This window comes from Mesorhizobium sp., assembly GCF_024509055.1.
Taxonomy (GTDB): Bacteria; Pseudomonadota; Alphaproteobacteria; order Rhizobiales; family Rhizobiaceae; genus Mesorhizobium.
This window is the reverse complement of record NZ_JANINM010000276.1, coordinates 1-22,190: the sequence shown is the minus strand read 5'-3', so window position 1 is coordinate 22,190 and position 22,190 is coordinate 1. Positions and strand designations below refer to the sequence as shown.

Annotated in this window: 25 protein-coding genes; 17 read left to right on the top strand and 8 right to left on the bottom strand. The window is 63.3% G+C overall.

Going from position 1 to position 22,190, the window contains the following annotated elements:
- Positions 1-78: 78 nt before the first annotated feature.
- Complete coding sequence (locus Q0L57_RS12920; protein WP_296743201.1) at positions 79-1,431, bottom strand: formimidoylglutamate deiminase; 1,353 nt, start codon at positions 1,429-1,431, stop codon at positions 79-81.
- Between the two features lie 69 nt (positions 1,432-1,500).
- Here Q0L57_RS12920 and hutI point away from each other — a divergent pair, with 69 nt between their 5' ends.
- The 8 genes from hutI (at position 1,501) to Q0L57_RS12880 (ending at position 11,500) form a co-directional block, all read left to right on the top strand.
- Entirely contained in the window at positions 1,501-2,700 is a 1,200-nt protein-coding gene (hutI, locus tag Q0L57_RS12915; protein ID WP_296743200.1) for an imidazolonepropionase, read from the top strand.
- Positions 2,697-4,220 (top strand): histidine ammonia-lyase, encoded by a 1,524-nt coding sequence (gene hutH, locus Q0L57_RS12910; protein WP_296743198.1) that lies wholly within the window; start codon positions 2,697-2,699, stop codon positions 4,218-4,220. Before hutI ends, hutH begins: the two co-directional genes overlap by 4 nt.
- The gene (gene hutG / locus Q0L57_RS12905) at positions 4,217-5,008 is read left to right on the top strand and encodes an N-formylglutamate deformylase (protein ID WP_296743196.1); all 792 of its coding nucleotides are present in this window, start codon (positions 4,217-4,219) and stop codon (positions 5,006-5,008) included. The genes hutH and hutG overlap by 4 nt, the downstream gene beginning before the upstream one ends.
- Entirely contained in the window at positions 5,005-6,660 is a 1,656-nt protein-coding gene (gene hutU, locus Q0L57_RS12900) for a urocanate hydratase (protein ID WP_296743195.1), read from the top strand. Before hutG ends, hutU begins: the two co-directional genes overlap by 4 nt.
- Positions 6,657-7,166, top strand: coding sequence for a HutD family protein (locus Q0L57_RS12895; protein ID WP_296743193.1), 510 nt, complete (start codon positions 6,657-6,659; stop codon positions 7,164-7,166). Before hutU ends, Q0L57_RS12895 begins: the two co-directional genes overlap by 4 nt.
- A 176-nt stretch (positions 7,167-7,342) precedes the next feature.
- A complete protein-coding gene (locus tag Q0L57_RS12890; RefSeq protein ID WP_296743191.1) occupies positions 7,343-10,051 on the top strand; it encodes a TonB-dependent receptor in 2,709 nt (902 codons plus the stop codon).
- A 4-nt stretch (positions 10,052-10,055) separates the two neighbouring features.
- Positions 10,056-10,766, top strand: coding sequence for a hypothetical protein (locus Q0L57_RS12885; protein ID WP_296743189.1), 711 nt, complete (start codon positions 10,056-10,058; stop codon positions 10,764-10,766).
- Positions 10,715-11,500, top strand: coding sequence for a PepSY domain-containing protein (locus Q0L57_RS12880; protein ID WP_296743187.1), 786 nt, complete (start codon positions 10,715-10,717; stop codon positions 11,498-11,500). The genes Q0L57_RS12885 and Q0L57_RS12880 overlap by 52 nt, the downstream gene beginning before the upstream one ends.
- A 3-nt stretch (positions 11,501-11,503) precedes the next feature.
- On the opposite strand, the gene hutC is transcribed toward Q0L57_RS12880, so the two are convergent.
- Positions 11,504-12,247, bottom strand: coding sequence for a histidine utilization repressor (gene hutC / locus Q0L57_RS12875; RefSeq protein ID WP_296743186.1), 744 nt, complete (start codon positions 12,245-12,247; stop codon positions 11,504-11,506).
- A 325-nt stretch (positions 12,248-12,572) separates the two neighbouring features.
- On the opposite strand from hutC, the gene Q0L57_RS12870 reads away from it, so the two are divergent.
- Complete coding sequence (locus tag Q0L57_RS12870) at positions 12,573-12,905, top strand: four-helix bundle copper-binding protein (RefSeq protein WP_296743184.1); 333 nt, start codon at positions 12,573-12,575, stop codon at positions 12,903-12,905.
- 46 nt (positions 12,906-12,951) lie between these two features.
- Here Q0L57_RS12870 and Q0L57_RS12865 read toward each other — a convergent pair whose 3' ends face one another.
- From Q0L57_RS12865 to copC, 3 genes are read right to left on the bottom strand one after another with little or no spacing between them, the layout of a single operon-like run.
- Positions 12,952-13,221, bottom strand: coding sequence for a flagellar biosynthetic protein FliQ (locus tag Q0L57_RS12865; RefSeq protein ID WP_296743182.1), 270 nt, complete (start codon positions 13,219-13,221; stop codon positions 12,952-12,954).
- Positions 13,222-13,273: 52 nt separating this feature from the next.
- Positions 13,274-14,200 carry a copper homeostasis membrane protein CopD gene (gene copD, locus Q0L57_RS12860; RefSeq protein WP_296743181.1) on the bottom strand — a complete coding sequence of 309 codons (927 nt, stop codon included), beginning with the start codon at positions 14,198-14,200 and terminating at the stop codon, positions 13,274-13,276.
- A gap of 3 nt (positions 14,201-14,203) precedes the next feature.
- Complete coding sequence (gene copC, locus Q0L57_RS12855) at positions 14,204-14,620, bottom strand: copper homeostasis periplasmic binding protein CopC (protein WP_296743179.1); 417 nt, start codon at positions 14,618-14,620, stop codon at positions 14,204-14,206.
- Positions 14,621-14,699: 79 nt separating this feature from the next.
- On the opposite strand from copC, the gene Q0L57_RS12850 reads away from it, so the two are divergent.
- Genes Q0L57_RS12850 through Q0L57_RS12840 form a run of 3 tightly spaced genes read left to right on the top strand, consistent with a single transcriptional unit; the run spans position 14,700 to position 15,995 of the window.
- Entirely contained in the window at positions 14,700-14,972 is a 273-nt protein-coding gene (locus tag Q0L57_RS12850; RefSeq protein WP_296743177.1) for a hypothetical protein, read from the top strand.
- Positions 14,969-15,409 (top strand): periplasmic heavy metal sensor, encoded by a 441-nt coding sequence (locus tag Q0L57_RS12845; RefSeq protein WP_296743175.1) that lies wholly within the window; start codon positions 14,969-14,971, stop codon positions 15,407-15,409. Before Q0L57_RS12850 ends, Q0L57_RS12845 begins: the two co-directional genes overlap by 4 nt.
- Positions 15,410-15,419: 10 nt before the next feature.
- Entirely contained in the window at positions 15,420-15,995 is a 576-nt protein-coding gene (locus Q0L57_RS12840; RefSeq protein WP_296743174.1) for an RNA polymerase sigma factor, read from the top strand.
- A gap of 512 nt (positions 15,996-16,507) precedes the next feature.
- Here Q0L57_RS12840 and Q0L57_RS12835 read toward each other — a convergent pair.
- Entirely contained in the window at positions 16,508-17,278 is a 771-nt protein-coding gene (locus Q0L57_RS12835) for a PEPxxWA-CTERM sorting domain-containing protein (RefSeq protein WP_296743172.1), read from the bottom strand.
- A gap of 140 nt (positions 17,279-17,418) precedes the next feature.
- Between Q0L57_RS12835 and Q0L57_RS12830 the strand changes: the two genes are divergently transcribed.
- Entirely contained in the window at positions 17,419-18,090 is a 672-nt protein-coding gene (locus Q0L57_RS12830; protein ID WP_296743213.1) for a DsbA family protein, read from the top strand.
- Between the two features lie 8 nt (positions 18,091-18,098).
- On the opposite strand, the gene Q0L57_RS12825 is transcribed toward Q0L57_RS12830, so the two are convergent.
- Complete coding sequence (locus Q0L57_RS12825) at positions 18,099-18,527, bottom strand: flagellar hook-basal body complex protein FliE (RefSeq protein WP_296743170.1); 429 nt, start codon at positions 18,525-18,527, stop codon at positions 18,099-18,101.
- Between the two features lie 382 nt (positions 18,528-18,909).
- Positions 18,910-19,272 (bottom strand): hypothetical protein, encoded by a 363-nt coding sequence (locus Q0L57_RS12820; protein ID WP_296743168.1) that lies wholly within the window; start codon positions 19,270-19,272, stop codon positions 18,910-18,912.
- A gap of 375 nt (positions 19,273-19,647) precedes the next feature.
- Here Q0L57_RS12820 and Q0L57_RS12815 point away from each other — a divergent pair, with 375 nt between their 5' ends.
- The 4 genes from Q0L57_RS12815 to Q0L57_RS12800 all read left to right on the top strand — a co-directional run bounded on the left by Q0L57_RS12815 (position 19,648) and on the right by Q0L57_RS12800 (position 22,086).
- Positions 19,648-19,869 carry a hypothetical protein gene (locus Q0L57_RS12815; RefSeq protein WP_296743166.1) on the top strand — a complete coding sequence of 74 codons (222 nt, stop codon included), beginning with the start codon at positions 19,648-19,650 and terminating at the stop codon, positions 19,867-19,869.
- A 204-nt stretch (positions 19,870-20,073) separates the two neighbouring features.
- On the top strand, positions 20,074-20,841 hold the full coding sequence (locus Q0L57_RS12810; RefSeq protein WP_296743165.1) for a glutaredoxin: 768 nt from the start codon (positions 20,074-20,076) through the stop codon (positions 20,839-20,841).
- 260 nt (positions 20,842-21,101) lie between these two features.
- Positions 21,102-21,608 (top strand): DUF2231 domain-containing protein, encoded by a 507-nt coding sequence (locus Q0L57_RS12805; protein WP_296743163.1) that lies wholly within the window; start codon positions 21,102-21,104, stop codon positions 21,606-21,608.
- A 10-nt stretch (positions 21,609-21,618) separates the two neighbouring features.
- Positions 21,619-22,086, top strand: a complete 468-nt coding sequence (locus Q0L57_RS12800; RefSeq protein WP_296743161.1) for a nuclear transport factor 2 family protein — start codon at positions 21,619-21,621, stop codon at positions 22,084-22,086.
- Positions 22,087-22,190 lie beyond the last annotated feature (104 nt).

Sequence of the window (22,190 nt, the reverse complement as noted above, 5' to 3'; positions counted from 1 at the left end):
CAAGCTAAGAAGGGCGCCTCACGGCGTGTGCATCGTCGGCAAGGAAGGAGATCTGGTCAGCTTAAGCGCTTTGTCGCTCTAAGTTGCTCTCAGTAGGCGTGTGGCGACCTTGGCGAAACGGCCTGCGACATCATCGCGAGCTCGATGGCGGCCGTTGCTGACAAGCTGAATCCCGCGACACCAGACCGTGTCCACCGCAGGACCACCGCCAGCGAAGATCCAGCGGTCCAGGACACCGTCCCCCAACTCCCCGAAATGGTCGTGCGACAATGCCACTAGGTCGGCCGATGCGCCGACCTTGATGGCGCTCTCACAGCCAAGCGCCTGTACACCGCCCCGTAGCGCCTCGTCGACGAGCGTGCGGCCGCAAGATGCGTCGTTCGCCGCCAGCACGCTGCGGCGATGCAACGATAGGCGTTGGCCATACTCCAGAAGCTGAAGTTCTGTAGCGGCGCTGATACAGACATTGGAATCACTCCCGATGCCGAACCCGCCCCCGGCCGCAAGGAATGCGTCTGCCGGGAAAATCCCGTCACCTAAATTGGCTTCTGTGATGGGGCAGAGCCCAACCACGGCACCGCTCGCTGCCACTGCCGTGAGTTCGCTCGAATCGATATGTGTCGCATGGACGAGACACCAGCGCGGGTCGACCAGAGCGTGATCCAGCAACCAAGCCACCGGCCGCTGTCCCGACCATGCGATGCAGTCCGCGACCTCCTTGACCTGCTCGGCAATATGGATGTGGATCGGGGCCGCGGTCGCCATGGTCTCCAAGGCGAGGAGTTCCTCGGGTGTTACTGCGCGCAGCGAATGCGGCGCAATCCCTACCAACGCACCAGGCAGACAGGCCACCGCACCGCGGCTCGCGTCTAGCAGCCGGGCGAACCTGTCGAGGTCGTTGACAAATCGGCGCTGTCCTGCGTTCGGCGGCGCTCCGCCAAACCCGGCGTGGGCGTAGAACACGGGCAGCAAGGTGAGCGCGATGCCGGATTCGGCAGCCGCACGTGCTATCGCCACCGCCATTTCTGCGGGATCGTCATAGCGGGAGCCGTCCGGCTGGTGATGGAGATAGTGGAACTCGCCGACGCGCGTGAAGCCGGCCTCGAGCATTTCGACGAACGCCATCGCGGCGATCGCGGCAACGTCGTCCGGCGTCAGGCTGCCGACCAGGCGGTACATCAGCTCGCGCCAACCCCAGAAATCGTCCTTTGCGGGCCCGGCCGGTGCTTCTGCCCGACCCGCCATGAGCCGCTGGAAGGCGTGGCTGTGCAGGTTAGGCAGGCCGGGCATCGCCGTTGCGTATCGCTCGTCTCCACGTTGAGCGTGCGCTCCTCGCTCAATGGCCGCTACCCGACCGTCCGCTAGCCTGATCCGCACCGCGTCCGCCCAACCTTCGGGGAGTAGGGCCCGCTCGAACCACAAGGTTTTCACTCGCGCCTCCATCAGGGCTGGACTGTAATCCGCGCACGTGCTGTTGTATATACAGGTTCGAAGGGGGAAATGGTGCTCTGCGATACGGTTTGGTTTAACGCCCGACTGGCGACGATGGCCGGTGATGGCATCGGCGTCATCGAAGACAGTGTTATCGCAGCGGCAGACGGCCGCATCTCATACGCCGGACCGGCCGAACCTGGCGTGGCGTTCACCGCTGCCGACAGACGTGATTGCGGCGGGCGCTGGATCACGCCGGGACTGATCGATTGCCACACCCATCTGGTTCATGCCGGTAACCGCGCCGGCGAGTTCGCGCAGCGGCTCGCGGGCGCAAGCTACGAGGAGATCGCCCGCGCCGGGGGCGGGATCGTCTCGACGATGCGCGCGACCCGCGACGCAAGCGAGGAGACGCTGATCGCACAGACCCTGCCCCGGCTGGATGCGTTGATCGCCGAGGGCGTGACCACGGTCGAGGTGAAATCTGGCTATGGCCTCAATGCCGCCGACGAGGCGAAGATGCTGCGCGCGGCGCGGCGCTTGCCCGACAGTCGCGACGTGCGCGTCGTCACGACCTTTCTCGGCGCGCACGCGCTGCCGCCCGAATTCGTCGGCAACCCCGACGGCTATATCGACGACGTCTGCGCGCAGATCCCGATCCTCGCCTCGGCTGGCTTGGCCGACGCGGTCGACGCCTTCTGCGAGGGGATCGGGTTCACGACCGCGCAGGTTGATCGGGTATTCGCCGCGGCGAGCGCGGCCGGCCTGCCGGTGAAGCTCCACGCCGAGCAGTTGTCGGCGCTGGGGGGAGCCTCGCTGGCGGCGCGTCATGGCGCGTTGTCCGCCGACCATCTCGAGCATGCGACGGACGCCGACGTCGCCGCGATGGCGGCAGCGGGAACCGTCGCGGTGCTGCTTCCCGGCGCCTACTACTTCATGCGCGAGACGGTGCTGCCGCCGATCGCCGCGATGCGCGCTCATGGCGTCCCGATCGCGCTCGCCACCGACTGCAACCCGGGCACATCGCCGCTGACGTCGCCGCTGCTTGTGCTCAACATGGCCGCGACCTTGTTCCGGCTAACCGTCGAGGAGGCTTTGCGAGGCATGACGGTGAACGCCGCTAGGGCCCTCGGCATCGACGCCGAAGTCGGGACGCTGGCGGCGGGCAAGGCGTGCGATCTCGCAATCTGGGACGTCTCCGACCTTGCCGAACTGGTTTACCGGATCGGCTTCAATCCCCTTCATTCACGCATCAGGAACGGCCGATGATCCTTCATCCCCGAGCGGTCACCTACGACCAGTGGCTGGCGATCTATCGCGGCGCCACTCCGCGCCTTGACCCCGCCTCCGCGGAAGCAGTCGAGGCGAGCGCCGCCGCGGTCGCGCGGATCGTGGCGCGGGGCGCCCCGGTCTACGGCATCAACACCGGCTTCGGAAAGCTGGCGAGCGTCCGCATCGACGACGCCGACCTCGCCACGCTCCAGCGGAACATCGTCCTCAGTCACTGCGCAGGGGTGGGGGAGCCGATGCCGGTCCCGATCGCGCGGCTGATGATCGCGTTGAAGCTCGCCAGCCTCGCCCAAGGCGCGTCGGGAGTGCGCCCGGCGACGGTCGCGATGCTGGAGGCGATGCTGGAGCGCGACTTGATCCCGGTGATCCCCGCGCAGGGTTCGTGCGGAGCAAGCGGCGACCTCGCGCCGCTCGCCCACATGGCAGCGGCCATGATCGGGGTCGGCGAGATCGTCTGCCGGGGCGAGATCCTGCCGGCGAGCCTGGCGCTCGCCGGCGCCGGGCTCTCGCCGCTGGAACTCGGGCCGAAGGAGGGGCTGGCGCTGCTCAACGGCACGCAGTTCTCCTGTGCCTATGCGCTTGCCGGGCTGTTCGAGGCCGAACGCCTCTACCGATCGGCGCTGGTGACGGGGATCGTGTCGACGGAGGCGGCGAAGGGTTCGGACGCGCCGTTCGATCCGCGCATCCACGAGCTGCGTGGGCATCGCGGTCAGATGGACACGGCCGACGCTCTTCGTGCGTTGATGGCGGGCTCCGCGATCCGCGCCTCCCACCGAGACGACGATGGCCGGGTGCAGGATCCCTATTGTCTGCGCTGCCAGCCGCAGGTGATGGGCGCGGTCCTCGATCTGCTGAGGCAGGCCGCAACCACCCTGATCACCGAGGCCGGCGGGGTCAGCGACAATCCGCTGATCTTCCCGGGCGAGGACGGCGACGAGGCGTTGTCAGGCGGCAACTTCCACGCCGAGCCCGTCGCCTTCGCCGCCGACATGATCGCGATGGCGCTGTGCGAGATCGGCAGCCTGTCCGAACGGCGCGTGGCGATGCTGGTCGACCCCGCGCTATCGGGGCTGCCCGCGTTCCTCACACCGCGGCCAGGGCTCAATTCGGGGTTCATGATCCCGCAGGTCACCGCCGCGGCGCTCGTCAGCGAGAACAAGCAGCGCGCCTATCCAGCCTCCGTGGATTCGATCCCGACCTCGGCCAACCAGGAGGACCACGTCTCCATGGCGGCACACGGAAGCCGGCGCCTCGTCGCGATGGCAGCTAATGTAGACGCCATCCTCGGCATCGAGCTGCTCGCGGGAGCGCAGGGCTGCGACTTCCATGCGCCGCTGGCCTCGAGCGAGGCCGTCGAGAAGGTCCGGTCGCTGCTCCGCGCGCGGGTGCCGACGCTCGCGGACGACCGCTACATGGCGCCCGACATCGCCGCGGCGACCGGACTGATCTTGCGAGGCGCGCTGGCCGACATAGGCGGTCTTCCAGGGCTCGCGCCATGACGTGGCTTCGCGTCACGCCGGCGGACAGCCCGCTGATCCTGGCATTCCCGCACGGGGGGACCGAACTGCCGGTCGGCAGCTTCCGCTCGGAATGGTGGGCGCGTCGCGACGCGGACTGGCACATCGGCAGTCTCTACGACGGGCTAGCCGACGCGACGGTGGTCGCGACCGACATCTCCCGCAGCGTCGTCGACGTGAACCGCGACCCGAGCGGCGCTTCGCTCTACCCGGGCCAGGCGACGACGGGACTGTGTCCAACGACCAGCTTCGACGGCGATCGGCTATACGACGGCGCGGCACCGGACGAAGCGGAGATCGCAGGCCGTCGCGCCAGCTATTTCGATCCCTACCACGCCGCATTGGCAGGAGAGATCGCGCGGCTGCGGGCGCGCCACGATCGCGTGGTCGTCTACGACTGCCACTCGATCCGCAGCCGAATACCGCGCTTGTTCGAGGGCGATCTCCCCGAGCTCAGCATCGGCACCAATGGCGGCGGCAGCTGCGCCCCGGAGCTGCGCGACGCCGTGGCCTCCGTCGCCGGCGCATCGGGCCGCAGCCACGTCGTCGACGGCCGCTTCCGTGGTGGATGGACGACGAGGCGTCACGGGCGCCCCGATCAGGGCGTCCATGCGGTCCAGATGGAGACCGCGATGCGCGCCTATCTGCGCGAACCGGTCGGCGTCGTCACCCCGGGCAACTGGCCGCCCGAGTATGACGCCGACTTCGCCGCACCGCTTCGCACGACGCTTGCCGCCATACTCGCAACCTGTCTGGAATTCGCCCGATGAACCGCCTCGATCCGACCCGCATCGTTCGCGCCGCGACCGGCACCGCTCTCAGCGCCAAGAGCTGGCTTACCGAGGCGCCGCTGCGGATGCTGATGAACAACCTCGATCCGGACGTGGCGGAGAACCCGCACGAGCTCGTCGTCTACGGCGGCATCGGTCGCGCCGCGCGGGACTGGGACAGCTACGACCGCATCGCCGGCACGCTGCGCCGCCTTGGCGACGACGAGACCCTTCTGGTGCAGTCGGGAAAGCCGGTGGGCGTGTTCCGAACCCACGCCGATGCGCCGCGCGTGCTGATCGCCAACACGAACTTGGTGCCGAAATGGGCGACCTGGGAGCATTTCGACGAGCTCGATCGCAAGGGGCTGGCGATGTATGGCCAGATGACCGCGGGATCGTGGATCTATATCGGCACGCAGGGCATCGTTCAGGGCACCTACGAGACGTTCGTCGAAATGGGACGCCAGCACCACGGCGGCGACCTGTCGGGCAAGTGGCTGCTGACGGCGGGTCTTGGCGGCATGGGCGGAGCGCAGCCGCTGGCGGCGGTCATGGCGGGAGCCTCGTGCCTCGCCATCGAATGCCAGCAGTCGCGGATCGATATGCGGCTGCGCACCGGGTATCTCGACCGCGCCACCGACAGTCTCGACGAGGCGCTCGAAATCGTCACGAGAGCAACCAGCCCCGTGTCGGTCGGACTGCTCGGAAACGCAGCCGAGCTGCTGCCCGAGATGGTCGCGCGCGGGGTCCGTCCCGATCTGCTCACCGACCAGACGAGCGCGCACGATCCGGTCAACGGGTATCTGCCCGCCGGATGGACCGTCGAGCGCTGGCACGCCAGTCGCGAGCAGGATCCCGCCGGAGTGGCCGTCGCGGCGAAGGCGTCCATGGCGCGGCACGTGCGCGCGATGCTCGACTTCCAGGCCGCGGGAGTCCCCACCGTGGATTACGGCAACAACATACGTCAGGTAGCAAGGGATGAAGGCGTGGCCGATGCTTTCGCGTTTCCGGGCTTCGTCCCCGCCTATATCCGACCGCTCTTCTGCCGGGGGATCGGCCCGTTCCGCTGGGTCGCGCTGTCGGGGGATCCCGAGGACATCTACCGCACCGACGCCAAGGTGAAGGAGCTCCTGCCCGACGATGCCAATCTGCACCGCTGGCTCGACATGGCTCGCGAGCGGATTCGCTTTCAGGGGCTTCCCGCGCGGATCTGCTGGGTCGGTCTCGGAGACCGCCACCGCCTCGGCCTGGCGTTCAACGAGATGGTCGCGTCGGGCGAGCTGAAGGCGCCTGTCGTGATCGGCCGCGATCATCTCGACAGCGGATCGGTCGCCAGCCCCAATCGCGAAACCGAGGCGATGCGTGACGGCAGCGATGCGGTCAGCGACTGGCCGCTGCTGAACGCGCTGTTGAACACCGCCAGCGGCGCGACCTGGGTGTCGCTCCACCATGGCGGCGGAGTCGGCATGGGCTATTCCCAGCATAGCGGGATGGTAATCGTCGCCGACGGCACGCCCGAAGCAGCGAAGCGGCTGGGCCGGGTGCTGTGGAATGATCCTGCAACCGGTGTGATGCGTCATGCCGATGCCGGCTACGACATCGCGCTTGATTGCGCGCGCGACAAGCATCTCGACCTTCCAGGCAGTCTTTGACGGTCAGCATCGTCCGTTACGCCGACGCTGTAGATACCACGTGGGCGAACGGCGGCGGCACGACTCGACTGCTGTGGTCTGACGCCGAGGACGCACGCCGCATCAGCATCGCTACTTTAAGGCAGCCTGGAGCATTCTCGTTGCTGCCGGGAATGCTGAGGACGTTGGTCGTGCTCGATCCGGTGATGGTGAGCCTCGAGATCGATGAGCAAGCCGTGGAGCTGAAGCAGGGCGACATGCTGAGCTTCCTTGGCGCGCAGCGCGTCTCGCTGCTCGCGCTGAATCGACCGGGACGAGTGCTGAACGTGATGGGGCGCATCGGCAGGTGGGAGCCGCACGTGTCGCGAGACTCCGGGAGCCTGGCGCTTAGCGGATGGGTGGCCGCCGACGCCATCACCTGGAACGGCGACGCATTGGATCGGGGTGATTTGGTGCTCGGCGTCGCTCCGCCCACGGGCATGCTGGCCATCGCATTCCGACTGATCGCATCATCGACGACGACCTAACCAAGCAGGCATTTTGGGCAAACCGACTTTGCGGCTGTTACCTATCGACAAAATGGCCAGCCGACATAACGGTCCTCGCCTACCTGATTTGCGACCGGCAACGGAATTCTCTTGACCTGTATATACAGTTGCTGTTGATTTAGACTCACCAGCCAAAGACGCCGGGGGGAAAAATCTTGAAGCTCGCATCCGCACTGCTTGCCGCCACCTTCCTTACTGCCGGCACGCCTGCGCTTGCGCAGACCGCCGAAGCCGTGGCGGTGCCGACTTCAGCCGATGGCCAGCAGGCCGATGGTCAAAGCGATATCCTGGTCACCGGCAGCCGCATCCGGCGGCAGGACATCGTAGGCGTCGCACCGGCAACCGTCGTGGACGCTCAGCAGATCGAGAGCACCGGCATCGTCAATGTGGAGACGCTGCTGCAGCGGCTGCCTGCGAACGCGGGCTTCGCGGGCAATCAGACATCGGCCTACTGGACCGGCAACGGCTACGGCACCGCGCAGGTCAACCTCCGCGGACTGGGCATCAAGCGCACGCTGGTGCTGCTCAATAACCGCCGCCTCGTCGCCGGCGGCACGGGTGCGAACTCGTCGCCCGACCTCAACATGATCCCGGTGGTCGCGCTCGCGCGCGTCGACGTCCTGAAGGACGGCGCCTCCGCCATCTACGGCGCGGATGCCATGGCCGGCGTCGTCAACATGATCACGCGCACGGACTTCAACGGGATCGGCGTCAGCGGTCGCAGCGGTGTCACGGAGCGCGGCGACGGGGCCGACTTCACCGTCGATCTGCTCTTGGGCAGGCGTGGCGAGCGCGGCGGCATTCTCGCCGCTGCGACATACCAGAAGACGAATGCGGTCAACCTGGCCTCGCGGGCCCCCTGCTCGCTCGCGGAGACCAGTCCCGGGGCGCTCAGCTGCGTCAACAGCGCCTCGACCATCGGCGGCCGCGCCGTCCTTCCGAACGGTCGGCAGATCAACTTCAACCAGGTTCCCGGCGGGGACGGCAACTTCTTCGAGCCCTACAGCGCGGCCAAGCACAACTTCAACTCGAACCCGTTCCTCAATGCAGTCAGCCCGATCGAACGCATCGCGACCGCAGTATTCGGCGATTACGATCTCACTGATGGCGTGGAGGCGTTCGGCGAGTTCCTCTACACGCACCGCAAGTCGGACCAGATCGCGACCCCAGGCACGCTTCGCAACCTTTCCATCTCGGCGGCCAATCCGACCAACCCGACGGGACAGAACATCGTGCTGGTGCAGCGCCGCCTGGCCGAACCCGGCCCACGCCGGTTCTTCCAGGAGACGAACACGTGGCAAGGCACGTTGGGCTTCCGCGGCAAGCTGTCCAACGACTGGGCTTGGGAGATCGCGGGCGCCTACGGCCGCAACACCGCCGTCGACGGTTCGACCAACATCGCCAATCTCCAGAACGTCGGCAACACGCTGAACACGTCCCTGTGCAGCCGGGCCGCGGGCGCTTCGGTCCCGTGCGCCGACTATCTGGGCTTTGGCGACCTGACGCCGCAGGTGCTCGACTACATCCTCTTCACGTCGCGTGACAGAGGCGGCAACTCGCTTCTGTCGCTTACGGCGGATCTCAACGGTGACCTCTTCCGCCTGCCCGCGGGGGCGGTCTCGTTCGCAGGCGGCGTCACCTACCGGGAGGAGAAGGGGTGGAGGAACCCCGATCCCCTGACCGTCGCCGGCATCGCGAACACGAACCAGCAGTCCCCGATCTCAGGCGCGACGAAAGCCAAGGAGGCCTATCTCGAGCTGTCCGTTCCCGTGCTCGCGAACGCTCCGCTCTTCCGCGCGTTGACCGTCGACGGCGCGGTTCGCTACTCCGACTACGACCTGTTCGGCACCGACTGGAACTACAAGCTGAGCGCGGACTGGATGGTCGTCGACGGCTTGCGCGTCCGCGGCACCTACGGAACGGGCTTTCGCGTGCCCAACGTCCCCGAGCTATTCGGCGGCGTTTCCGAAGGCAACCTGACGACCACCGATCCGTGCAGCCGCTACTCGACGAGCACGAACACCACGCTGGTGGCGAACTGCCGCGCCTCGGGCGTTCCGGCCGGCTACGTCCAGCTCGGCACGTCCATCCTGACGACCGTTGGCGGCAACCAGAATCTCAAGGCGGAGAGCTCGAAGAGCTGGACGCTCGGCGCCGTCGTCCAACCGCGCTCGATCGTCCCCGGCCTGTCGCTGACTGCCGACTGGTTCGACATCGACATCACCGGAGCCATCCGGGCGATCCCGGGATCGACCAAGCTGGCGGTCTGCTACGCCAGCGCGAGCCTCTCCAGCCCGTTCTGCCGCGACTTCACGCGCAGTCCGCTGACGGGCGAGGTGACCTACCTCTCCGCGCAGCCGATCAACACGGGGCGGGAACGGATGAGCGGTCTCGATCTGGGCCTCGTCTACGGACACACACTCGGACGGCTAGAGCTCCAGCTCGACCTGAATGCGACCTACCTTAATGAATACGTGGTTGAGCCATTCCCGGGCGGCGCGCCGATCGTGTTCGACGGACGGATCGGCGGCGGGAACGGCGGCTACCCGAAGTGGCGCGGCTACGGCGTCGCGACCGCCAAGCAGGACGGCGTCGCGTTCACGTGGTCGACGCAGTGGATCGGCAAGGCGCAGGACTTCAACGCCGCGCCGACCGCGATCGGATACAAGACGCCGAACGTCTTTTACCACAACGCGCAGGTCGCCTTCGAGGTCACTGATAGGACCCGGTTCCAGATCGGCGTGGACAACCTGTTCGACCGAAGCGCACCCTACATTCCGAGCTTCACCGACGGGAACACCGACACGATGACCTACGACCTGCTGCGTCGCCGCTTCTACGTCGGCTTCCGCACGGCCCTCTGAGACGATGAAAGCTGTCAGATGGCCGCTCCTGGCGCGGCGGACCCACAAGTGGCTCGCCCTTCTCGTCGGGATCCAGGTCCTGCTCTGGACCGCGACGGGCTTCTACATGGTGGTGGTCCACATCGACACCATACACGGGGACCATCTCGTCAAGGCACCTGCCGCACGCCGGTTCGATGTCGTCGGGCTCTATCCGCCGTCGCTGGTGGCGGCGGCGGTGCCTGGGGCGGCCGAGGTCCGGCTTGATCGGCGGCTGGGCCGGGCCATCTGGCGGGTTCAGTCCCCGGCAGGCGTGTCCGCCTACGACGCGGTCTCTGGCCGACCGCTGCACGACCTTGGCGAGGGCGAGATCAGGGCGGCAGCGCGGAGGCTGTTCTCCGGAGACGGGGAGATCGTCGCAGCGACCCTACTCAAGAATACTGTCCGGGAGATGGGAAGCCGAAAGCCGCCCTACTGGCAGGTGGAGTTCGCCGGCTGGAACCGCCCGACGCTCTACTTGGCGCCCACCACGGGCGAACTGGTCGCGAAGCGCCATCTGCTGTGGCGAGTGTTCGATTTCGCCTGGATGCTCCACATCATGGACTATCAGACCCGCTCCGACGTCAACAACCCGCTGCTGCGTGTCGCGACGTGGAGCGCGTTCGCGATGGCCGCGAGCGGCGCATGGCTGCTCGTCTGGGCCTTCCCAAAGCGCAAGAAGAAGGTGAGGCGCTGATGCGCGTCAGACTGTCGCCGTTGCTGTTCCGCCGCATCCACAAGTGGGTGGGCCTGATCGTCGGCCTCCAGTTCGTCCTGTGGGCGCTCAGCGGATCCATCATGGCCCTGCTCGATGCGGACGCCGTGGGCGGCCATGATGGCGCGGCGATACAGGCGTCGCCGATCGCGACGGCGCGCCTCATGACGCTGGACAAGCAAACCGCTCTGGGTCCGGTATCCGGGTTCGAGCTGCGCAGCATTGCGGGTGTCCCGGTCTACGAGATCGTTTCAACGTCGGGCACAAGGCTCATAAACGCCGCAACAGGCGTACCGATCAGCGTCGATCTTGAACTCGCGACCCGCGTCGCCGCACACGGAACGGCCTCCCGGCCCATCCGCGCGACACTGCTGCAAAAGCCGAACCTGGAAGCCCGCGACCACGCCGGACCTATGTGGCGGATCGACTTCGACGATGCCGAGGAGTCCAGCGCCTATGTCTCGGCCACCACCGGACGACACCTGGTGACGCGGGGAGATACGTGGCGGACGTGGGATTTCTTTTGGATGCTGCACAACATGGACTACGTCAATAGGGTGAGCTTCAACCATCCGCTGATCGTGATCGTCGCCTTTTGCGTCCTCTGGCTTTCGGGCACTGGCTTCTATCTGCTGTTCAAGAGCTTCAGGAAATCGGACTTTCGTTGGTTGCGGCGCATGAAGCGCCAACCGACGGCTCCACCGTCGGCCATCTGAGAATCAGTCCGGGGCGACTTCAAACGTTGCCGTAAGCTCATAGCGGTTTGCGGGGTGCGTCAGGATGGCGTGCGAAACCAGTCGACCGCCGCTCCAAGTCCTTCTCGTCATAACGAGCACCGGCTCGCCGCGCTGCATACCGAGTATCCCGCGGATGTCCTCGTCGGGCATGCGCGCGACGACACAGTGTTCCACCTTTTCGAGCGGCGCGACGCGGGTGAGGTACTCATTCGGCGTTGTGACTGTAAAATCCACCTTGGCGTAGCCGGGTGCCGCCGCCGCAAGCACGAAACGATCCTCGAGCTGCAACGGGAATTCGGCCTCGTGATGAGCGATCAAGCTATGGAAGAGGCGGGTTCCGACCCGCACGTTCAGCCGAGCGGCGCTGGAGCGGTCTGCCGCCACGGTTTCGTTCAGCACCACACGCGACCGGTAGCTGTGTCCTCGCGTCCGGATTTCATCTGCGATGTTGCGGATCTCGATCAAATGGCCAATCGGCTTCGAGTGGGCGATGAACGTGCCAGACCCGGCGCGACGGACTAGAAGGCCGGTGGCGGTGAGTTCGCGTAGTGCGCGATTGGCCGTCATTCGAGAAACAGCAAACTGGACAGTGAGTTCAGCCTCCGAAGGAACGCGATCGCCAGCCTTCAATTGACCTGACTTCACTCCATCCAGAATGAAGCGTTTGATTTCACGATACCGGGGATACGACGACGTGGGATCTCCCCTGTCCTTGTCGTTGACCATATCCTGTGCGGCTGCGTTCTGGGCGGGCATGCAGCTGGTATATACAACCGCTCACGAACCGTCATGCCATTCTTAAGGACCGATAAACGGCTTATTTTATTGATGAGAAGGCACCGTAAGGCGAGCCGCGAGCGGGGCGTCGCGACTAACCGACGGAAATGGCCATCAGTGAGCGCAGGAGTGTCGGCGTTTCGAGGGAAGGAGCGGAGATCAAGATCGTGGCGGACTGCAAGGCGGCGTTCGCCCGGCCCATGACGTTCCCATAAGGGGTTTTTGCGCGAGGTGCGTATTAGTTCGTGGGCGGGGGCTCACACGGAGATAGACGATGCACCAGATCGACCCCGACATGCAGGTGTGCATGGACACCTGTCACGAATGTCACATCAGCTGTCTTCAAATGGCGATGAACCACTGCCTCGAAATGGGCGGCCAGCACGCCGCGCCGGAGCATATGAAGATCATGGCCGACTGCGCGCAGATTTGCGCGGTCGCCATCGACTTCATGGCGCGCAAGTCCGCCCACCATCAGCATATCTGCCGCGAGTGCGCCGAGATCTGCCGAGCGTGCGCGGCGAGCTGCGAAGCGCTTGGCGGCATGGAGGAATGCGTAGCGGCGTGCCGCAAGTGCGCCGAGGCTTGCGATCGGATAGCGGCCTAGCGGCGCTTGCGCGGGCGGCACGACCGCCCGCGCATCCATCTGCATATCAACGGCCCATGCTCGCGATTACGGCGAACAGCTCGGCTGTAAACTTGATCAGTAGCTCGGTCGCAGCGCTCCCGAAAACTACCAAGCACACGCCGAGCGCGATCAGCTTGGGCACGAAGCTCAGCGATTGCTCGCTGATCGACGTGGCCGCTTGAATGATGCTGATTATCAGCCCGACGATCATCATCGGCACGAGCAGCACAACGCAGATCAGGCCGGCGACAGCCAGCATTCTCCCCGTCTCGTCGAGCAGGATCGACTTATCCATCAGGCGCGACCGCCTTCCGCGCCGGGGACCGTGAAGGCTCCCCGCCAGTGCATCACATCGCCGATGCCGGGGGTGCGAGCGTCCCGAGCCAGGCGACCAGCCCCAGGATCGCAACGACACACGCGGTTTCGACCGCCAGGCTTGTCCGTAGCGCAGCAAGGGCGCCCCCATGATCGTCCGCAGCGATTGATTGCTCGAAAGCGGGGGTGAGCCGAAAGCGATTAAGCGAGGCGAGCCCCAGCATGGCGGCGAACAGCGCCAGTTTGGCGAGCAGGAGCTGACCATAGAGGGTCGTTGGGAGCGCGGCGAGGTTGCCGATCCCGACCAGCATCCAGCCATTGACTAGGCCGGTAACGACGATTGTGCCGACCACGATTGTCCCGACCGCGCCAAATCCGTGCAGCGCCCGGTGCGTCAATCCTAAATGCGCTGCATCGACGCGCGTTGCGGGGCGTAAGACGAGCAGGACCAGCCCCAACAGCGCGCCGACCCAGGCCCCCGAGGCCATCAAGTGGAGAATATCGGCGATAAGGTGGACCCACCCCATCGCCGCTTCGTCCATCGCGCCATGTCCGGTCCACGCCAGCGTTGCGAGTGCCGCGGCAGAGCAAAGGGCGACGGCGCCCAGCCAGATGCCGCGCCCGCCCGCTACCAGTGCCGCCAGCGCCGCCCCAACCAGCATGACCATGCGCAGCTTCCACGCCGCCCCGATCGCAGAGCCGGTCAGCAGCGCCCCGACCGCTTCACGGTCGATCGGCCACGCCGGCGTGCCCGCCATCGAAGAGGCCATCAGAACGACCCAGGCGGCCGACAACAACAGGCTCAGTCCAGCGCTAGCGATGAGCCAGGGGCGCAGCGCGAGCGCGTCCGTGCGCTCGCGCCCTCGGAGCCCGTAAAGGCTGAATGCGGACAGGCCAAACAGCGCCGCCAGCGTCAGATAGAGCGCGAAGCGGACGCCGATCAGCGACCAGTCTCCCATTGCTTACTTTACCGCAAAAACGTGGGTTCCGGAGACCTTGTGAGTGTCCGTCGAGACGATGTTCCACGCGATGCTATACCGACCAGAGGGGAGCGGCGATTTCGGGGTGATGATGAGGGTCCGGCCGTCGGCCGAGAGCGCAGAGGTGCTCGCCATCTTCATCGCTGCCATGCCGGGCATCGCTGCCATTGTCAGGTCACCCTTGGAAAAGGCGGGTATCAGCTTCTCGCTGAAATGAAGTTCGATACGAGCTGGCTTCGCGATCGTCGCATTGGCAGCCGGCGACGCCGATACGAGCTTGGGATGCGCGTTCGCCGCTCCAGCCAACATGACGAGGGCGGCAGCCGCGGTAAAAACAGACAGACGGCGCATAAATGGCCTTTCAACAGGAGGGATCCTGTCCTTCAATACGCGGGCCAATCGACTACCCCTCACACGCGACATAAGGGATAGGCGCTTCGCGTGCGTAATCCATGCTAGAGGGGTCGGAGTGAACGATATGGATAACCTCGACGCAGTATTGATGAGGCTTGCGCAGGCACCTGCGCCTGCGAGCCTCGACGGAATAGAAGCCCGCGTGCTTGCGCGCATCTCGGCGCGACCCGCCGTGCGCGTCGGCATGGGCGTCGGCGCGATGACGATCGCCGCGGCCCTCGTCATGGGGGTAGTCGGCGCTGGTGTGCCCGCGAAGCAGGCCAGCGCAGCGTCGCTATCGCCCTTGGGGCCGGTGTCGCCGCTGGCGCCATCGACCTTGCTACTGGGCGCGCCATGAACGGTCGTACCCGCCTTTTGCTCTGTGTCCTCGCGTGTTTCATCGCGGCGATCATCGGGGTGTTCGTCGGGCGGGCTCTGCTCCCGTCGCGCGCGCAGCCGGGCGCGGAACTTCACGACGTCCTGCACCATAAGCTGGCGCTGGACGCCAGTCAGGAAGCGCGGCTAGCGGTATTGGAGCAGCGATTTGCGGTGCAGCGGCGAGCATTCGAGATGGAGCTGCGGGCCGATAATGCGCGGCTTGCCGAAGCGATCGAGGCCGAACATGGCAATGGGCCACGGGTGGCCGCCGCGGTCGATCAAAGCCACGGCGTTATGGGTGAGCTACAGAAGGCGACACTGGCGCACATTTTCGCGATGCGGCAGCTCTTGCGGCCAAATCAAACCGGCCAGTTCGATCAGGCCGTGGTGAAGGCGCTCACCGACGACGCACGTTGAGGTCGCCGGTATGACCCTCGACTGGACAACGTTGACGGACGGCGATCTGGCAACGCTCAGCATCGCGGGGCGCGAGGCTGCGTTTGCCGAGATCGTGCGGCGTCATCGCCAATCGATCTTCCGGATGGTACGTGCATCGGTCGGGGAAGCCGACGAAGCAATGGACCTAGTGCAGGAGACCTTTGTCGCTGCCCATCAGGCCCTGTCTCGCTACGACTGCGATCGTTCGATGCGGGCGTGGCTCTCCGCTATCGCGATCAACAAATGCCGAGATTGGGGCCGTAAGCGCACCGTTCGGCGCTTTCTGGCATTCGCGATGCCGATTGGACCGGAAGCTGAGGCTGTACCAGACGAGCAGGTGGGGCTCGATCAGGCGGCGGGCGACCGTCAGGAGCTGGACCGAGTGACGCGCGCGATTGCGGAGTTACCGACGGCATTGAAGGAGGCCTTGGTGCTACGCACGATAGAGGGATTGAGCCAAACTGAAACCGCGGCGGTATTGTCAATCAGTACCAAAGCAGTCGAAACGCGGCTGTATCGAGCACGACGGGCCTTGGCGGACAGCCTCGGTATCACCAGTGCATGACCTCCATCTGAATTGATATGATGATCTTACAAAGAAGAGATCATGGAGCGGTCGCGAGATAGCTTTGGCGAGGAGAACGTGAAAACGGCATCATCACGTTCGCCCCCGGTTTGGCAATTATCTTACCGCAGATAGCTTATCTAGGCAGAAGTGACAGTCGCCAGTATGGAAATTGCATTCCCGAAGATGAACATCCCGATACCTGTTCAATTCGAAAGCCATTCCGTAGGTGACGCCAACGTTACCATGAGCTTCAGGAAAACTTTCCACCCGTTATCCTCGGCTTACGCCCGGGATCGGCGACGTCGAGAACGAAATACCTTTCATCTTCGAGAGCTATATTGCCATTGACACTCTAGAAATTGATACGAGCGACAGCAGTTGCCCTGCCACGCGCGAGTCAATAAGTGAAACCCACAACATAAGCGTCAAAGAGAAGGGCTCTTAGACGTGATGCGGATAAGCAAACGATTAATTAGTTTATGGCATTGAACGCCTTTCAGCAAACGCAATCAGCAGATCAGTCTACGCCCAGATGTGTCCGAGCCGAAAGCCACTGCTATTGTCCCGACTTTGAGCCGACGACGCATGGCAAGCCCAATGCTCCCAAAACCGATCAACATCATCGCCCAAGTGGCAGGCTCAGGAACCGCACCAGCGTCTCCGGTAATACCGTATGTACTGGAAAGCTCGTCTCGCATCATATCCATGTCTTTTGCCTGAGCAGTCACAATGCCCAAACAATAGTCACGCAGTGCCTGGTGTCCGGCCTGGTTGATACACTCCGTCGACCGCGCGATTGCTTCAACATGGTGATCAGAAAAATTATCCAGAAATGCAATGTTAAACGGATCGCCCGGAGTGGCATTGGTAAGGATATCGATAAGCTGCTGGCCAGCCGGTGGTACGGTCAGCGGTGAGACGAACCCGTACCAGCTCTGAAGAAACGCCTCACCCTCGTTAATTTCCGTGCGCTGCATCGCATTGCTCATCGTCGCTACGCTGAGTGCAACGGCGTTAGTTGCCTTTGCAGGCGTAAACGGGAAACTCGCCGGAGTTGCAGGCCAAGGTCCGGGTGATGCCGTGGGGCCGACGACCGCCGTGCCAGCGGCCAGTTCCGTTGCTCGAAGACCGGAATAGTGGTGATTAAGAATGAACGTCAAATAGTCGCGTTCGAACTGCCCGGTAGCGCCGTCGAGCGGTCCGTTGGCCAGAGTCGGCGTTGATGTGACGGCAATCACTGCCCCTGCGGCATAGGCAAGCAGCTTTGCAATTCGTGACATGACCCTACTCCCTTGTGACCGCCTGACCCCGAGTATCGTGAGGCCCACCTGTCGATCCGTTCAGAAGCCGTTAACCATTTCAGCTTCTTCAGGTTCCGGTATTTGTTAGCGATTAAGGTTCGATCGCCTAAAGATTGTCGATGGCCATTAATCGACGCCAGATGCTGCAACTCGGAACCCTGATTGTCGGTGGGTGGGCCGCCAGCTCAGTCCTGAAACGGACTGCACCAATCGGCCGGGATGTCACCAATCCCGAGGCACTGGCGGCTATCTTCAACGACCGGGGATCTCCTGCAAGTGGTCCGCCCAATGCGTCGCTCGGTCTGGCGGTCTTTACCGACTACCGCTGCCCTGCGTGCAGGCGTGCCTTTCCATCGATGGAGGAAGCGATCCTGATCGACGGAGATGTACGCGTCATCTACAAGGATTGGCCAATTTTCGGTCCGCCCTCGGAGCGCGCCGCACAAGTTGCGCTCGCAAGTGCCCAGCAGGGTATCTATCCGGCGGTTCACAAGCAGCTCATGACCGACAGCAGAACCATCAGCGACAGCGTTTTGCAGAACATCGTCGAGAGAGCAGGCGGCGATTGGGGGCGCGTTGACGCTTACCTGAAATCACACGAGCGGCAAATTATGGCGCAGCTGCGTGCCAATGGCGAACAAGCTCTTGCCCTCGGATTGGCGGGGACGCCGGGCTATGTTGCGGGAGCGGTGCTGGTAGCGGGCGCCATCGACAAAACTGATTTCCTCAGGCTGTTCGCGCTCGCACGGGATTCAAGGAAACGGTATCAAACTGCACCCCTTTTAGTTTGAGCTTTCTCCTAGACTGCCATACTCATTATGTCTTTGTACGCTGAGAGGACCTTATTGCGCACTTGCAGCGTTGCTTCAAACCCAATGGACGCTGCCTGTCGTGCAAGCATGACCTTAGCGATATCGGTGGTTTCCCCTCGTTCGTAAGCCACCGTCAGCGCTCCAGCCTTGGCGCCTGTTTCATTTACCTTTAGTACCTGGTCGACGATTGTAGATGCGAAGCTACCGTTCTGCGTGCCGGTAGCAGCTCCGACTGAAGCAGGGCCTTCAATTTTTCGCAGCACCTGATTCATAGCCGCATCGAACGACGGCCTTGCAATCCCGCCAGCGCTTGCCGGCAGCGCCGCGCTGCTGTTGACGATATTCCGGAGTGCGGCATTCCGGTCGAGAACCGCACTTCGCAAGGCCATGACATCACTGATCGAAATGTTGCTCACAACCATCTCCCAAGCGGAACGGTAGCCTGTGAGCGTTACGAGATGGTTAAGAACCTTTAGAACAGATTGCTGAAATCCTAATCGACCGATGCAACCGCGTTGGACGGCGCGAAGAGGTTCACCGTGAAGCTTAGCGAAGGCAGCTGCGTTGTCCCCGACGCCCATCGACAGACCTCGGTTAGCTTTTTATTCTCGGCCGGAGATATTGTCGAAAATCTCGACCAGAGTAGTGTGGTAATGGGCCAAGCCGCTAAGGCAGCGGCTGCAATACACAACTCACTTCGCGGTAGAGAGAGCAATTAAATCCGTGGGGTATATACCAGGACAAAAAAACTAGGTGATCGTATCCCGATTCGCTTAAGTCTCGGAATACAAAACTAGGTCAGTGTCCGCGATAGTTGCTGTAGCCACCATCGTGGACGCCTTGGAAATGCTGATTACGCTCGCGCTCGTACCCATGCTGCAGATGGTAGCCATGCTGACGCTCGTAACCATGCTGGCGAGGATAGTATCCACTATTATTATAGTAACTATCGGCATAGCCGCCATAATGGCGGTAGCCAGTGTTATAGCCATGCCCACCACGACCGCTATACCCATGGTTGCCATAGCCGCCCTGAGAATGACCATCTCGATTCTGCCAACCGCCATGGTGGTCCCGATCCCGGGCTAGCGCCGCACTTGGAGCGAGAACACCAGCTGTAGAAGCGACTAGTGCAACAGCCGCCAACATCTTGTCGATCATTCCGTTCTCCTCATCGTTCGTTCAAGGGAAGTCTTGGTAGATCGTTCGGGTTGAAGCAGTTCTGAATGCATCTGTCAGCGACTGTTCACGTCGATGCCAGTGGCGAGGCTGGGATTGTTGGGCAACCGCCGGTGTGGCCGCGACGGTCGCTGCGGCGATGCTCATAATCGCGAGAAAATGGATCATGATGGTTCTTTTTTTACTTCGATCGTTGACGAGCAAGCGGCAGTCCGGTTCGTCGGGACCGTTTAGGCAACGCAAACCTCGTCGCGATTGTCATGCTCTACGCCCGCGAGGGCAAACGCTTCGTGGCGCGTATTATCTCGTAGGCAGTACGGTTACACCACCGCTGCCCTAGGCACGATCGGAGACGTTATGACCAAGATGAAATTTGCCGTGAGGCTTCTCCAGACCGCAGCTGCCCTAGGTATGGCCACTGCCCGCATCAACGCTGCATCGGCGCAGTCGAATGGCGGTTCGATGGCTGGGATGAAAATGGCTCCGGGCGCTAAGATGGACATGAAGAGCAAGAAGGCCGCTCCGAAGAAAGCCGCTCATCACAAGGGTGAGCACAAAGCGGCAGCAAAGCACAAGTAAAACGTCGGTAGCTGCCAGCGGGTGGTAAGGAGCGATCCTGGCGACCCGCTCGCATCCGCGACGGCATCGGCAGGGGCTTTGAACGGGCCCTTGGCAACCGTGGAAGATATTTCCGTAGGAGCCTGCGCCATGGACGGTTCAGCTGATGACCTGGGGTAATTCGCTCGTACTTTTGCGAGGCGGAGAAAAGAAGCGGAGAAGCGCATGGCTACCGGCCCCGCCAGGCAGGCGACGATCTACCGGATGGTGATGGCCGAGCATAGGTGCCCGTACGGCCTTAAAGCGAAGGATCTGCTGCGGCGCGAAGGCTACGCGGTCGATGATCATTGGCTTACGACCTGCGAAGAAACCGAGGCGTTCAAGGCAAAGCATGGGGTCAATACGACCCCTCAGACTTTCATCGCGGGCGAACGTGTAGGCGGCTATGATGATCTTCGCCGCTTTTTCGGCAAGACAGTCAGCGACCCCGAAGCCGTCTCCTACCATCCCGTGATTGCCGTCTTTGCGATGACGGCGCTGATGGCGCTCGCCGCGAGGTATGCCGTGTTCGGCACCCCGTTTACGATCCGCGCGGCCGAATGGTTCATCGCTTTTTCGATGTGCGTCCTGGCGCTGCTGAAGCTCCAGAACATCGAGAGCTTTTCAAGTATGTTCTTAGGCTATGATCTCCTCGCCAGACGCTGGGTGCCCTATTCCTACGTTTACCCCTTCGCAGAAGGTGGAGCGGGCGTGCTGATGACCGCAGGGGCGCTTACCTGGCTATCGGTGCCCGTTGCGCTCGTCATCGGGACGATCGGCGCGGTGTCGGTGTTCAAGGCCGTCTACGTCGATAAGCGCGAGCTGAAATGCGCTTGCGTGGGTGGGGATAGCAACGTGCCCCTCGGGTTCATCTCGCTGACCGAGAACGTGATGATGGTGGCCATGGCGATATGGATGGCGGTTGCTCCGGGCATGCTGGCCATGGCGGGCTAGAGCTTCATCAAGATCACTCATCGATCAGCAACGATCCAAACACAGCACGAGCGAGATTTTTTTTAAGACGAGGAACTACGATGCGGTCGGTAAAGCGGTTGACGATAATCTTGCTGGGATTTGTCGCACTCTCGACGGGTTCGCTCGCGTTCGCGCATGAAGATCATGACGCGCTGGGGGCAGGCCCCGGGGCGACCAAGAGCGCAGCCCCTGCCAAGGCAGACGATCACATGGCGATGGGTTCGATGACGAGCCCTGGCATGAATATCGCCGGCGACGACATGGCGATGGGCGGCATGCACGACGAGGGCGCCAACAAGAACAAGAGCTTTGGCGAGCGTCTCGTCAGCTGGCTCGGCCGCGTCCACACGATGGTCATCCACTTTCCGATCGCGATGTTCATCGGCGCCTTCGGAGTCGAACTGTTCGGGCTGTGGCGCCAAAACCGCGACTATCAGCGCGCAGCGCACGTTATGCTGGTCGTCGGAGCGTTGGGGGCTATCGTGGCTGCCTTCCTCGGCTGGTTCGCTGGCGGCTTCTACCTATGGGATCGCAATCCGATCCTGATGACCCATCGCTGGCTCGGCACCTCGATCGCCATTTTTGGTATAGGCCTCGCCTACCTGGCCACGACGTACCGCAGAGCCCCCGACCGGTCGCGCACTGTGTACTGGGGGCTGCTCGGTTTGATGACGCTGGCGATATCGGTACAGGGGTTCCTGGGGGGCACGTTCATGCATGGCGGCCTCAACCATCTCGCGTTCTAAAGGGGGAAAGATGATTTTCGCGCTCAGACTGGCCGTGGCCACGTCGCTGGCAATGCCAATCCCGGCCGCCGCACAATCTCTGTCTCGCATGGCGGACACTAAAGCCGTGGAAGCGGTGCTGTCCGAGTACAAGACGGCGATCGAGAAGCTCGACGCGACAGGGACCGAACATCTCTTCGTAACTGATTCCCAAATATTCGAGACGGGTGGCTCCGAGGGAACCTATACGACCTACCTCAGCCATCATCTTGGGCCGGAGCTGGCGGCATTCAAATCGTTCAAATTCTCCGACTACAAGATCAGTGTCCGCTTCGAAGGTCCAGTCGCGCTTGCGACCGAAAGCTATCGCTACCGGATCGAGCCGAAGGCCGGGGTTGTTGCTGAACGCCTTGGCGTCGCAACCAGCGTCTTGAGGCGCGTAGGGAACAGCTGGAAAATCATTAGCATGCATAATAGCGGTCGCAAGCCGAAGGGCTAGCGACCGCCAAGCGTGTACGCTCTTGAAATCGCAGCAGGTGCTACTGAAACGCGCCGGGTTTGCCGGAGGCCGTTGGATGTGAGTCACGCTGCCATATCGACGAT